The sequence below is a fragment of the Kingella negevensis genome (assembly GCF_030177895.1).
Taxonomy (GTDB): Bacteria; Pseudomonadota; Gammaproteobacteria; order Burkholderiales; family Neisseriaceae; genus Kingella_C; species Kingella_C negevensis.
Genome location: NZ_CP123448.1, coordinates 631,102 through 642,897, shown reverse-complemented (window position 1 = coordinate 642,897; position 11,796 = coordinate 631,102). Strand labels below are relative to the sequence as shown.

Here is an 11,796-nt window from a genome sequence, read left to right as displayed (position 1 = left end):
TCAGGCTGCGTTTTTTTGTGGGCTAGAACAGGTCATTTACTGCTTTAGCATTTCCACTAGGTTGGTTTATAGGTTTTAGCTCTCTTTCATTAGAAATTACTCTTTGACGTTTAGGTCTTTCAATAGGCATTAGCTCTACTTCTCCTTCAAGATGAGTGCTGGCGATGATTGGTCTTCGAAGACTATTTTCGTCCAAGCGCGGAACAGACGTGCCATTTAGCACATAGCCCATATAATCCACCCAAACAGGACCAGCCACAACACCTCCCCAAGCTCTTGCGCCAATAGTTTTAGGTGTGTCATACCCCACATAAACGGCTGTAACAATTTTCGGTGAATAGCCTACATACCAAGCATCTTTTTTGTCTTCAGTTGAGCCAGTTTCTACAGCTAAATCAGTACGCCCTAATCTAATTAGTCGAATGTAGCCCATGACCACGTTGCGCCACATCAAGCAGCATGGAAGTTATATCTGCGGCGTTTTTTCTATCAATCGCGCGCGGCGCATTTTTCCCTGCTGTCAATGGCTGCCTTTGCTATCGTAAATTTTATCAATCACATAACCTGAAATTTTATAGCCACCATTGGCAAACGCAGCGTAACCTTCTGCGGCTTGCAAAGGTGTCGCTGAAGCTGTACCTAAAGCGACAGAAATATCAGGCTCTACAGAAAGTTGCTCTTTTCTAAAACCAAATCTTTGCAAGTAACTCAGCAAATAAGGCAGACCCATAGCATTGAGCAAGACGCACATTTACGTATCGCGCGACACAGTTATGGCTTGGCGCAAAGTCATCATACCGCGATAAGTCTCATCTACATTTTGTGGCGACCATTTTCCAATCGTAATCGCTCCATCATTAACCATCGTGTTTGGTGTCATACCTTTGGATAAAGCAGCAGAATACACAAACGGTTAAAATATATAGTGAATTAAAATAAAAATGAGACAAGGCGACAACGTCCGCCGTGTGCGAATAGCACATAAGGACGTTGGCAACGCTGTATCAATATTTTCAGGCTGCGTGAAATACGTTTTAGCCTGAAAAATCGGGTATAATCGCACCTATTTTTCAAACAGATTTTATTCAACAAAATGGCACAAAAAATCCAATCCGTAAAAGGCATGAACGACCTTTTACCCGTAGAACAAAAAGATTTCAAACTCACCGCCGCTTACTGGCAAGCCTTTGAAAATCAAATTCAAAAATGGACGCGCAAATTTGGTTACAGCCAAATCCGCACGCCGATTGTGGAGCAAACAGGCTTATTCGTGCGCTCAATCGGCGAAGAAACAGACGTAGTCGGCAAAGAAATGTACACGTTTTCCGACAGCAACGACACATTGAGCTTGACCTTGCGTCCCGAAGGCACGGCAAGCTGTTTACGCGCCGTGGTGGAACACAATCTGCTGCACGATGCACCGCGCAAATTGTGGTACATGGGCGCAATGTTCCGCCGTGAACGCCCACAAAAAGGACGTTACCGCCAATTTCATCAAGTCGGCATTGAAGCGTTGGGTTTTGCGGACGCGGACATTGACGCGGAAATCATCGCGATGTGCGCCGATTTGTGGCGCGAATTGGGCATTTTGGAACATCTCACGTTGGAATTGAACAGCTTGGGCAACCGCGAAGAACGCGCCGCGCATCGTGCTGCTTTGGTTGAATATTTCACGCAATACGCGGATAAATTGAGCGATGAAGAGAAGGTTCGTTTAGAGAAAAATCCGTTGCGTTTACTAGACACGAAAAATCCTGATTTGCAAGAAATTTGTAACAATGCACCGCGTTTGGTGGATTTTTTGGGCGAAGATTCACAAAAACATTATCAAACGGTTAAATCGTTGTTGGATGGTTTGGGTATTCAATACGTTGAAAATCCGCGTTTGGTGCGTGGTTTGGATTATTACAATCAGACGGTTTTTGAGTGGACAACGGACAAATTGGGCGCACAGGCGACAGTTTGTGGCGGCGGTCGTTACGATGGTTTGATTGAAGAATTGGGCGGCAAACCTGCGGCTTCTATCGGTTTTGCGATGGGGATTGAGCGTTTGTTGCTGTTGGTGCGCGATTATGGCAGCCTGAAAGTGGAAGATGCGCCTGATGTTTTTGTGATGCAGCAAGGCGATGGTGCGACTTTGGCGGCGATGAAATTGGCACAAAATTTACGCGAAAATGGTTTCAATGTGGCGCAATTTTCAGGCAGCACGAAATTGAAAAATCAATTCAAACGAGCTGACCAATCGGGCGCACGTTTTGGCTTGATTATCGCGGAAAGCGAAGTGGAAGAAAATACGGTTACAATCAAAGATTTGCGTAGCGAAAATGGGCAAATTACCGTGCCTGTCGCGCAAATGATTTCACAAATTAACGAATGGAGCAAATGATGTCTTCACATCACGAAGAATTACAAGAAATTGAAAATGTTAAACATTATTGGGAAAATGGCGGTAAATGGGTTGTGGCGACTTTGGTTGCGGCGGCTTTGGGCTATTTGGGTAATGTGATTTATAAGGGTCAAGTTCGCAAAGGCAACGAAGCGGCGGCAACAACAGCCAGCCAAGTGAAAGGCGATACGGCGAAATTGGCAGCATTGCAAGCAGCGCACACGAAAAGCCCTGCCACAGCAGCTGCCACTTTAGAAACGGCGCAAACGTTGTTTAACGCAGGTAAATTGGACGAAGCAGCGACAGCTTATCGCTGGGTTTTAGCGAACCAACAAGCCCCCGTTTTCCAAGCGCAAGCGGCGCAAAATTTGGCTAATGTGTTGCTGCAACAAAAGAAATTTGATGATGCGTTGGCGGTGTTGAACACGCCCGTTGATGACAGTTTCGCGCCTGTGATGAACGAAATCAAAGGCGATGTGTTGGCGGCGCAAGGCAAAACCAAAGAAGCGGCAGACGCGTATAAATTAGCGTTGGACAAGCTGCCTGAAGGTTCGCCAAGCCGTGAATTAGTGCAAGTGAAAGCGAATTTGTTATAACCAGTGAGGGATGAAATCATGAAAAAAATGGTCGTTTTACTTTCTGCTGCATTGCTTTTAGCATCTTGTGGCGGCGATGATTCTGCTACCAAGTCTGTAGATGAACAAGTTTTGCAAACGCGCGATAAAGGCGTGAAAGCGACTGGCGATTTACAAAAAGCGGTAGACAACGAAGCTGAGAAAATCGAAAAAGAAGCGCAGTAATTATTAGTTCGTGCGAACAGTTTGTGCGTGATTGCTTGTTGCGCTAAAAACACCCATTTCTGCGTCAAAAATATTCGCCAATGGGTGGCATTGACTCATATTTTTTCTTGAACTGGGCGTTTTTAGCTGCAAAAGCACTACACACCCAAACTGTTCGCACGACCTAGAAACAACTTCTTGCTTACCCAAGAAGTTGTTTTTTTATCCAATAAAAGCAGCCTGAAAAATTCCCTTATGAAAAAAGTCGCCATTATTGGCGCAGGTTGGGCAGGACTCTCCGCCGCCGCAACCCTCGCGTCTCACACCCAAGTTACCCTATTTGAAGCCAGCCGCATTGCAGGCGGACGCGCGCGCAGCGTAACCGCCGAGCCGTTTTCCTTTGCTGACAACGGGCAACATTTGCTGATTGGCGCGTACCAAGCCATTTTCAGGCTGCTACAAACCGCAGGCGTGAACCTTGAAACCGCATTCGTGCGCCAACCCTTGCAATGGCATTTAGCAGACGGCGTACAGTTTCAGGCTGCGAAAAACTTACCTGCGCCTTTGAATTTGCTGTTCGCGGTGTTAGGCGCAAAAAACGCCATGCTGCCTGAAAAAATCTCCCTATTGCAGCAAATGCAAGCCTTGCAGTCGCACCACAAAAAAAATCTGCCCGACCAATCCGTGCAATCGTGGCTGGACGCGAACCGTGTCCCACAAAAATGGCGCGATGAATTTTGGCTGCCGATGGTGTGGGGCGCATTGAACACGCCGCTAGAACGCGCCAGCATTCAGCGTTTGTGCAACGTAATGACAGATGGCGTGTGGGCAAGCCGCGCCGCCAGCGATTACCTGATTCCGCGTGAAGATTTGGGCAGCGTGTTTGCCGAACCCGTTTTGCGATACGCGCAGCAACACGGCGCGAAATGGCAGCCTGAAACGCGTGTGCGCGAAATTGGTTTTTCAGGCTGCGATTGTGTGATAAATGGGGAGATTTTTGATGCCGTGATTATTGCCGTTGCGCCTTATCATTTGCTGCAGTTGCTGCCTGAAAACTTGGGGGTTTCGGTGCGCGAAGCGGTTGCGCAGCTAGAATATCATGCGATTACAACGGTTTATCTGAAATATGAACACGCTTTCAGGCTGCCTGCATTGATGACGGGTTTCACGCAAGGCACGGCGCAATGGCTGATTGACCGCTCGCGTTTGAATGGTGCAAATGAAATCGCGGCGGTGGTGAGTGTGTCGGATGATGTTTCAGGCAGCCTGAAAACGGATTGGGCGGCGCGCGTGCATGAAGACGTTTTGCGCGTTTGCCCTGATGTGGGTGCGCCGATTGCGCAGCAAGTCATCACGGAAAAACGCGCTACGATTGCCAGCACGGTAAACCGCACGCTGCCTGAAATGGGTGATTTGAATGCGCGGGGGATTTGGTTGGCGGGCGATTGGCTGCATGCGCGTTATCCTGCCACGTTGGAAGCGGCGGTGTTGAGTGGGCAAGCCGCGGCGCGTGGGTTGTTGGCGCGGTTTCAGACTGCGTGATTTGGCTTATCTGCGGCTCGCTGATGAATGTGAATGTTTGTCAGCGAGCCACCGATGCACTATTTTTGTGATTTTTTCAGGCTGCTTTTTTATTCGTGTGGGAAATCTAGTAGTTTTGCGCGGTAATACTCAAATTGTTTTTGACGCAATTCCATTTCTCGTGGCAGTCCTTCTGTGGTGGAATTGACTAGGGTATCGAATTTGTCCAACATTTCTACGGTTTTGGCTTGAATTTCTAGCGGTGGGATTGGGATTTGAACTCTTTTCAAGTCAGCCATCGCAGTGCTTTTCACTGTTGAACCCATGGTAGCCGAGTCAATTTTGGAAATGACTGAACTACTCTGTAATAAATACAAAACAAACTTAGGTAGCACAATATTTTTATCAACAGTTAAAGCATAAACGGTTTACGCGTTTTAAAATAGAACCCATTGCACCATACTCCCTAATGTCAAAAATGGTGCAAATATGGTACAAGAAAAAGCCGAAAATACCTAAAAATAATGGAAAATGGTTGAGAAAAATAGAAATGATTTTTGAAGAAAAATTGATAAAAAACAATCAAATTATTGAAAATAAAGAAAATAGTAGGTTAATTTTAGCCCCCATGCAAGGTCTCTGTGATGACCCCATGCGCGACCTACTCACACGCATTGGCGGCTTTGACGAATGCGTGAGTGAATTTGTCCGCATCACGCACACCATACACTCACGCGCCACATGGCTGCGCTACGTCCCCGAAATCGCCAACCAAAACCGCACCTTTTCAGGCGTACCCTGCACCACGCAAATTCTCGGCAGCGACCCCGACATCATGGCAACCAACGCGTTAGAAGCCGTGCGTTTTGGCGTAACCGCGATTGATTTGAACTTCGGCTGCCCAGCTCCCACCGTAAACAAACACCAAGGTGGCGCAGTTTTGCTCAAAGAACCAGAGCGCGTGTATCAAATCACCAAAACCCTGCGCGAAAGGCTGCCTGAAAACATCACGCTCACAGGCAAAATGCGGCTCGGTTTTGAAAACACCGATTTGGCTTTGGAAAACGCCGCCGCGATTGCCAACGGCGGCGCAAGCGTTTTAACCGTTCACGCCCGAACCAAAGTAGAAGGCTACGAACCGCCAGCGCATTGGGGTTGGGTGCGCACCATTCGCGAAAGCGTCAGCATTCCCGTGGTTGCCAATGGCGACGTGTTCACGCTGCAAGACTATATAGATATTCGCGAAGCCAGTGGTTGCGATGATGTGATGATTGGGCGTGGCGCAGTGATTCGCCCTGATTTGGCGCGACAAATCAAACAATATTTGCGCGGTGAGAGCGTTCAGGCTGCCACGTTTAACGAAGAAATCATGGATTGGATTCGCTTATTTTTTGACCTATGTTTTGCCAAAGAACCGAATGGGAAATACGCCGTGGCACGGCTCAAGCAATGGTTCGGCATGATGAAAAAAGCCTATCCCGAAGCGCAACAATTATTTGATGCCATTCGCATATTGCGCGAAGCAGATGAAATTCGTGAAGTGCTGCACAGTTTTCAGGCTGCGTGAATACACAACAACAAAATGGAGCGTCGGCAGCTCGCCGACATTATCGTTAATCATCACGTTTGTTTTATTGAAAAATATGTCGGCGAGCCGCCGACGCTCCATAAAATCCGTTTACAGCCTGAAAACAAAATACCCCAATTAAAAAAAAGGCTTCAAAACTTGCTTTCAGGCAGCCTGAAAACTATTATCGCAACTGCATAACAAAGCAAAGGAACATTCATGTTAGAAAATATCAAAATCCCACGCAACTGCCGCACATTAGGCAGCGAAAAAGCCATTGTTTCAGCCGAAGAAATTTCAGGCAGCCTGAAAGTGGTGCTGCAATTTGGCTTTCCCGTGCAACACATCAAAGATGAATTAAAACAATCCATTGCCGAAGCCACAGGCAAACCCGTTGAATTAGAAATTCGTCAAAAAATCATGGCGCACAAAGTGCAAAACGGTGTGAAAACCATTGCAGGCGTGAAAAACATCATTGCCGTAGCTTCGGGCAAAGGCGGTGTGGGCAAATCCACCACCACCGCCAACCTAGCCACTGCCATGGCAAGAATGGGCGCACGCGTTGGCGTGTTGGACGCGGATTTGTACGGTCCAAGCCAGCCCACCATGCTCGGTGTGGCAAACGTGCAACCTACCCACCAAGATAACCACTTAATCCCCATCGTGAACGCAGACGGCATTCAAGTGATGTCTATCGGCTTTTTGGTGGACACTGACCAAGCCGTGATTTGGCGCGGCCCGATGGTATCGCAAGCCCTGCAACAATTATTGTTCCAAAGCCAATGGGACGACGTGGATTATTTGTTCATTGACTTGCCACCTGGCACGAGTGATATTCAATTAACCCTGTCGCAAAAAATCCCTGTAACGGGTTCGGTAGTCGTAACCACGCCGCAAGACATCGCTCTGATTGACGCGCGTAAAGCCGTGGATATGTTCCACAAAGTGAACATTCCGATTATGGGCGTTTTGGAAAATATGTCGGTGCATATTTGCAGCAACTGCGGTCATCACGAAGCGATTTTTGGCGCGGACGGCGGCAAAAACTTGGCGGAAAAATTGGGTGTGCCTTTGTTGGGACAACTGCCGTTGAGTTTACCTGTTCGTGAAGCGATGGACGTGGGCGAAGCAGGTAAATTGCAAGCGGAGCATGAAGCTGTGGCGCAAATTTATACGCAATCAGCGTTTGCGATTGCGTTGAGTATTTCGGATAAGGGACGTGATTTTAGTAGTAAGTTTCCAAAAATTGTTGTTGAGTAATACATAAAAATGCAGCCTGAAAATATTTTCAGGCTGCATTTTTATTGCTATTTTGGCGTGGGAATTCCATATTCGTAGGTCGGATACTTGTATCCGACATTTCTCAATTTCACGCACCATTTATAGTATAGTGAATTAAATTTAGATTAGTACAGCGTTGCCAACTCCCTTATGTACTAGGTGTACACGGTGGTCGTTGTCGCCTTGTCCTAATCTAAATTTAATCCACTATACTTATGGGATAAACTCTATCCTTAACAAAAAAGCCAAATTTGTAAAAAAAGCAGCCTGGATTAAGACTGTCAGTTTATTTAAATCACTTGCTCATACGCTGCCATTTCGCGCTCGTTGAATGCGACAACATCGGCAATCACGCATTTTTCAATTGCACGTCCAATCAATGCCATGAATTCCCAATCGGGTTCGCCGTCTTTTTCAGGCAGCATAATGTTTAATTCATCGGCATCTTTGGCGTAGAAATTGCGCGAATAGCTGAATTGTCCTGCGTTGGCGACTTTGTGCATGGCGGCAGTGGCAAATAAAACCGCATGTTTGGCGATTTTATCAGTATGCACAACAGCAATGTGGTCATCTGCGCCGTATTCATAATTGCGGTATTTCGCTGAACCAAACATATCAATCGTAACCGTATTGGATTTGAATACATCAACCGAATTACCAATAAATGCGGAAATGCCTGTACTGGCTTCGCCAGCCGTAACAAATGGCAGGCTGCCTGAAATGCGATCATCACTTTTTAAGCGTTTGCCGCGCGTGGCTGAACCGAATAATTCTTTTAAATTAAACATTTTCCAATTCAGGCTGCCTGAAAGCTGCGCCAATGCGTTTTCTTCGTCTTTACTCAAGTTTACATCGGTAAGATTTGACAATTTCAAAAAAGCGCGCAGTTCCTGCGCGCGTTCCGCGCGCAGTTGCTGAACAAAGCGTTCCATGTAATCAAAGGCGATTTCACCATTTTTTTCAGGTAGGCAAACTTCAATTTCTCGTGCATTTTCGCGATTAAATTTGTTGCCATAATTAAATAATCCTTTGGTTGCTGCTCGAAAAATCGCCACAAAATAATGCAAAGTGTGTTTATTCCATTGCTCATGGTGATTTTTTGGTTTTATGCCTTGAACGTGTGAATAGCCGATAAAATCATTTGGCTGATAAAAAATGCTGTCCGAAGTTGTGGTATCGCTAAATGTAATCATATTGCCTGTTTCTGTGGGTTTTCGTGCCACATATCCACCAATGCCATTATTGATACTGGAATTGACGACAACAGGTGTTGTGCCTTTTTCTCGGAATAAATCATCATTGGTTAATCCGTAATTTTTGGTTGGATTGATGTCAAATAATGAACCGACTTTTTTAAACACAAATTCTCCGCCACTTGCCAAAAATGCGTTTTCCATTTCCTGCAAGTGGCTTTCTACTTTCCCAAATCATCGCCTTGCTGCGCCAACAGTTGCGACACTTCCCAAGTCAAATAATCGGCAACCGTTTTTTTGAAATCGGCAATCGTGGGTTTGGCATCAATTTTTTTGTGTTGCGAGAAATTCCAGTCCGCGCCGCCTAGCGTGATGAAATCTTCCACATACACATCGTCCAAGTTCCACAATTCGGCAGACACTTTGGCGTTTTTGCCTGCCTTGTAGATTTTCACAATGTCGGCATAGCGTTGTTCGGGGTTGTCCAATTCGCGCAAGCCGCGTTCGGTGCGTTTGTAGCCGTCGTTGGAAAAATCAATAAATTTAACAGGTTGTTCTACATCGTGCGGTGTGCCAGCTTTGAAAATGTAAATGCTGGTTTGTACGCCTGCCATTGGCTGAAATAAATCGGTTGGCATTTTGATAGAAGCGAGTAGGGTATGCGATTTTAAAATTTCTTGGTTGGACATCGCGGCTTTGCCACTGCCTGCGCTGTCTTGAATGATGATTGCGCCCAAGCCGTCTTTTTGCATTTTGCTTAAACCGTATTTGATAAATGGCATTCCGTTTTCTTCGTAAGAAAAGGGCGGATTGAGCAACAAGCAGTCTGCCTGAAATTCGCTAAACAATGATTCAGGGCGATTGAACGCGCTGCCTTTTTCAATGCGACTTGAACCGTCACCACGCAAAATCATGTTGGTGGCGGCGAGTGTGTACATTTCGGCATTCAATTCCACGCCTAATAAGCGGTTTTGTTTGATGTCGCTGATTAAATTTTCGGCAGCCGTTGAGCCTTTGGCGAATTGGTTTTCGGCATCTTGAATCATCAATTCCATGGCGGAAATTAAGAAACCTGCTGAACCTGTCGCCAAATCCATTACTTTGTTATTGGCTTTGATGTTGAGCATTTGCGCCATCATTTTGGTAACGTAGGGCGGTGTTAAAACGATGCCGATTTCTTTGCCGTCGCCCAATGCGTATTTCAAAAATTCGGAATACATTTCGCCCATGATGTCAATGTGTCCGCCAAAGCCGTCAATGGATTTGAAGATGTTTTCATAAATAAATGTGAAAACTTGTTTATTGGTGCTGCTGTCGCTGTCTAGCAAATGGGCGATTTCTTTGTCATTTTCTGTGGGTTCATCGCGTTGTACGTCTTTGGAAATTTCGCTAAATGAAGCCAGCATGAGTTTGTGTTTTTCTGCTTTAATGCCGCGATGTTGTAAAAATTCGTTGATTTGGTCGGTAATTAAAATGCCGTCGCGCTTTTGTGCCAGTTGCGAGCCTTTTAAATCATGGGGCGTTAAGCCTTCGCCTAATTTTTTGCCGTTTTGGTCGTGAATGTCTTGCATGGCAAGCAGCATTCCCGATACATACAATACGCGCTGTGGCGCGGTAATGTTGTGGTTGTGCATGAGTTTGTTCAATTTTTTGGCGTAGGCTTGCAATTCGGCTTGGCTGCGAATCAGGATTTGATGTTTTTCTTCTTCGCTCAATACCGCGTTTTTGTAAAATTCTTCAAAACTGGTTTGATTTTCCAAAAAATCCAAAGTTTTGACATTTTCTAAATGCTTGTGCGCTTTTTCAGACTGCCCGAACACATAGTAAACGGAAATAGCGATGTTTTCGGGATTGTCGCCAGCAATGCCAATAGCGATAACTTCGTGATATTTTTCGCTGCCAATCATATTTTGCGCGTAATACAACGCGCCATTTACGGCAAAATTGGCAATGCTTTTATCATCAAATTTTAAGCCGTCTTTGGTTTGGCTTGCCAGTTTTTTCAAGCCTAATTTGTTTTCAATAATAATGGGGATTTTCTTGCCTTTAATTGCGTATTTTTCAACGTGAAAATCGGGTTTGCCAAAATTGGTTTTGTTTTGGGTTTTGGCAGAGCCTTTTAGGGCTTCTTTGAGATAATCCGACATGGCGGATTCTTCGTTGTAATCTTGATGTTTTTGTAGATTTAAGCGACTAAATTCTGCTTTGACGAAATCGTTGATGTCAGATTCTAATTTGTAGGTAATGTTGGATTTTGCCATTTGGGTGCTTTCGTTACATTGAGTTGGAATTAAATTATGGGGCTATCCTAGATAACTAGGATAAACTTGATTTTACTAATTGTTTTAAAATGGAAACTTGAACTTTTATCTCACTGTTGTTAAAACGCCATTCGCACGCCTTTAAATACAGCTCAAAATGCTCTTTGGGAATGCCGTTAAATTTACGTAAATGACGTTTTTGCTTGATTACAAAAGTGCTCAATTCCGTTGATATGGTTTTGTCGTTCAGCAAAATGTGTGCTGTGATTGATACGAAAACGAAGTTTCAGCGAAGCTAAAATGGCTTTGTCGCTCACATCTAATACATCATAGCTACGATAACAATCCGTATAAACAATGCTGTCAGGTTTCACTTGTTCACGGATAATAGGCAATAAAGTAGCGGTTTGAGTATTCGGTACAGTAACCGTATAAACCTTACCATTTCGCTTCAAAAGCCCGAATACAGTGACTTTTCCAGCAGCACCGCGACCGCGTTTGCCTTTACGTTGTCCACCGAAATAACTTTCATCTGCTTCTACTTTGCCATCAAACATTTCTCAATGTGGACTGTTTTGATAGATAAGTAATCGTAAACGATGAAAATAATAGGCTGCTGTATTTTTATTAACACCTACTAACTCTGCTGCTGTTCTTGCGGTTACACCTGCAACAAATAGCTCAATGAGTTTGTTTTGTTTGTACTGACTTAGACGACTTTTTCTCATAGGGATAATTCTAACTTAATTTGAATTTCCCTAGTTATCTAGGACAGCCCTTAAGCAATAAAAACGCAGCCTGAAAATAT

13 protein-coding genes and 1 pseudogene are annotated in these 11,796 nt (G+C 45.1%); 7 read left to right on the top strand and 7 right to left on the bottom strand.

All coding sequences use genetic code 11. The features are described from left to right. Nucleotides 1-22 precede the first annotated feature (22 nt). The 3 genes from QEO93_RS03475 to QEO93_RS03465 form a co-directional block, all read right to left on the bottom strand. On the bottom strand, nucleotides 23-433 hold the full coding sequence (locus tag QEO93_RS03475; RefSeq protein WP_085815559.1) for a hypothetical protein: 411 nt from the start codon (nucleotides 431-433) through the stop codon (nucleotides 23-25). An 87-nt stretch (nucleotides 434-520) separates the two neighbouring features. Further along, nucleotides 521-751 (bottom strand): penicillin-binding transpeptidase domain-containing protein, encoded by a 231-nt coding sequence (locus QEO93_RS03470; protein WP_032136757.1) that lies wholly within the window; start codon nucleotides 749-751, stop codon nucleotides 521-523. Continuing rightward, the gene (locus QEO93_RS03465) at nucleotides 752-907 is read right to left on the bottom strand and encodes a hypothetical protein (RefSeq protein ID WP_284627615.1); all 156 of its coding nucleotides are present in this window, start codon (nucleotides 905-907) and stop codon (nucleotides 752-754) included. It abuts the gene before it with no gap. A gap of 186 nt (nucleotides 908-1,093) precedes the next feature. Between QEO93_RS03465 and hisS the strand changes: the two genes are divergently transcribed. The 4 genes from hisS to hpnE all read left to right on the top strand — a co-directional run bounded on the left by hisS (nucleotide 1,094) and on the right by hpnE (nucleotide 4,707). Beyond that, nucleotides 1,094-2,386, top strand: coding sequence for a histidine--tRNA ligase (hisS, locus tag QEO93_RS03460; protein ID WP_032136758.1), 1,293 nt, complete (start codon nucleotides 1,094-1,096; stop codon nucleotides 2,384-2,386). Further along, nucleotides 2,386-2,982, top strand: coding sequence for a YfgM family protein (locus QEO93_RS03455; RefSeq protein WP_032136800.1), 597 nt, complete (start codon nucleotides 2,386-2,388; stop codon nucleotides 2,980-2,982). The genes hisS and QEO93_RS03455 overlap by 1 nt, the downstream gene beginning before the upstream one ends. A gap of 18 nt (nucleotides 2,983-3,000) precedes the next feature. Then, nucleotides 3,001-3,186 (top strand): hypothetical protein, encoded by a 186-nt coding sequence (locus QEO93_RS03450; RefSeq protein WP_085815558.1) that lies wholly within the window; start codon nucleotides 3,001-3,003, stop codon nucleotides 3,184-3,186. Between the two features lie 234 nt (nucleotides 3,187-3,420). Next, nucleotides 3,421-4,707 (top strand): hydroxysqualene dehydroxylase HpnE, encoded by a 1,287-nt coding sequence (gene hpnE, locus QEO93_RS03445; RefSeq protein ID WP_032136760.1) that lies wholly within the window; start codon nucleotides 3,421-3,423, stop codon nucleotides 4,705-4,707. Between the two features lie 89 nt (nucleotides 4,708-4,796). Here hpnE and QEO93_RS03440 read toward each other — a convergent pair whose 3' ends face one another. Continuing rightward, nucleotides 4,797-5,081, bottom strand: coding sequence for a restriction endonuclease subunit S (locus QEO93_RS03440; protein ID WP_157686266.1), 285 nt, complete (start codon nucleotides 5,079-5,081; stop codon nucleotides 4,797-4,799). Between the two features lie 155 nt (nucleotides 5,082-5,236). Here QEO93_RS03440 and QEO93_RS03435 point away from each other — a divergent pair, with 155 nt between their 5' ends. Genes QEO93_RS03435 through apbC form a run of 3 tightly spaced genes read left to right on the top strand, consistent with a single transcriptional unit; the run spans nucleotide 5,237 to nucleotide 7,513 of the window. Then, the gene (locus tag QEO93_RS03435; RefSeq protein ID WP_044250063.1) at nucleotides 5,237-6,253 is read left to right on the top strand and encodes a tRNA dihydrouridine synthase; all 1,017 of its coding nucleotides are present in this window, start codon (nucleotides 5,237-5,239) and stop codon (nucleotides 6,251-6,253) included. 15 nt (nucleotides 6,254-6,268) lie between these two features. Further along, complete coding sequence (locus QEO93_RS03430; protein WP_032136762.1) at nucleotides 6,269-6,454, top strand: hypothetical protein; 186 nt, start codon at nucleotides 6,269-6,271, stop codon at nucleotides 6,452-6,454. An 18-nt stretch (nucleotides 6,455-6,472) separates the two neighbouring features. After that, on the top strand, nucleotides 6,473-7,513 hold the full coding sequence (gene apbC / locus QEO93_RS03425) for an iron-sulfur cluster carrier protein ApbC (RefSeq protein ID WP_085815557.1): 1,041 nt from the start codon (nucleotides 6,473-6,475) through the stop codon (nucleotides 7,511-7,513). 311 nt (nucleotides 7,514-7,824) lie between these two features. Here apbC and QEO93_RS03420 read toward each other — a convergent pair whose 3' ends face one another. From QEO93_RS03420 to QEO93_RS03410, 3 genes and pseudogenes are all read right to left on the bottom strand, one after another. Further along, complete coding sequence (locus tag QEO93_RS03420) at nucleotides 7,825-8,931, bottom strand: restriction endonuclease subunit S (RefSeq protein ID WP_085815556.1); 1,107 nt, start codon at nucleotides 8,929-8,931, stop codon at nucleotides 7,825-7,827. A gap of 17 nt (nucleotides 8,932-8,948) precedes the next feature. Next, nucleotides 8,949-10,988, bottom strand: coding sequence for an HsdM family class I SAM-dependent methyltransferase (locus QEO93_RS03415; RefSeq protein WP_085815555.1), 2,040 nt, complete (start codon nucleotides 10,986-10,988; stop codon nucleotides 8,949-8,951). A 55-nt stretch (nucleotides 10,989-11,043) separates the two neighbouring features. After that, nucleotides 11,044-11,716, bottom strand: a pseudogene (locus QEO93_RS03410) (IS1595 family transposase). Nucleotides 11,717-11,796 lie beyond the last annotated feature (80 nt).

Excerpts from the sequence above, each read along its gene's own strand:
- QEO93_RS03475 (WP_085815559.1), bottom strand. The coding sequence starts at position 433 with ATGGGCTACATTCGACTAATTAGATTAGGGCGTACTGATTTAGCTGTA.
- QEO93_RS03470 (WP_032136757.1), bottom strand. The coding sequence starts at position 751 with ATGTGCGTCTTGCTCAATGCTATGGGTCTGCCTTATTTGCTGAGTTAC.
- hisS (WP_032136758.1), top strand. The coding sequence starts at position 1,094 with ATGGCACAAAAAATCCAATCCGTAAAAGGCATGAACGACCTTTTACCC.
- QEO93_RS03455 (WP_032136800.1), top strand. The coding sequence starts at position 2,386 with ATGTCTTCACATCACGAAGAATTACAAGAAATTGAAAATGTTAAACAT.
- QEO93_RS03450 (WP_085815558.1), top strand. The coding sequence starts at position 3,001 with ATGAAAAAAATGGTCGTTTTACTTTCTGCTGCATTGCTTTTAGCATCT.
- hpnE (WP_032136760.1), top strand. The coding sequence starts at position 3,421 with ATGAAAAAAGTCGCCATTATTGGCGCAGGTTGGGCAGGACTCTCCGCC.
- QEO93_RS03435 (WP_044250063.1), top strand. The coding sequence starts at position 5,237 with ATGATTTTTGAAGAAAAATTGATAAAAAACAATCAAATTATTGAAAAT.
- QEO93_RS03430 (WP_032136762.1), top strand. The coding sequence starts at position 6,269 with ATGGAGCGTCGGCAGCTCGCCGACATTATCGTTAATCATCACGTTTGT.
- apbC (WP_085815557.1), top strand. The coding sequence starts at position 6,473 with ATGTTAGAAAATATCAAAATCCCACGCAACTGCCGCACATTAGGCAGC.
- QEO93_RS03420 (WP_085815556.1), bottom strand. The coding sequence starts at position 8,931 with ATGGAAAACGCATTTTTGGCAAGTGGCGGAGAATTTGTGTTTAAAAAA.
- QEO93_RS03415 (WP_085815555.1), bottom strand. The coding sequence starts at position 10,988 with ATGGCAAAATCCAACATTACCTACAAATTAGAATCTGACATCAACGAT.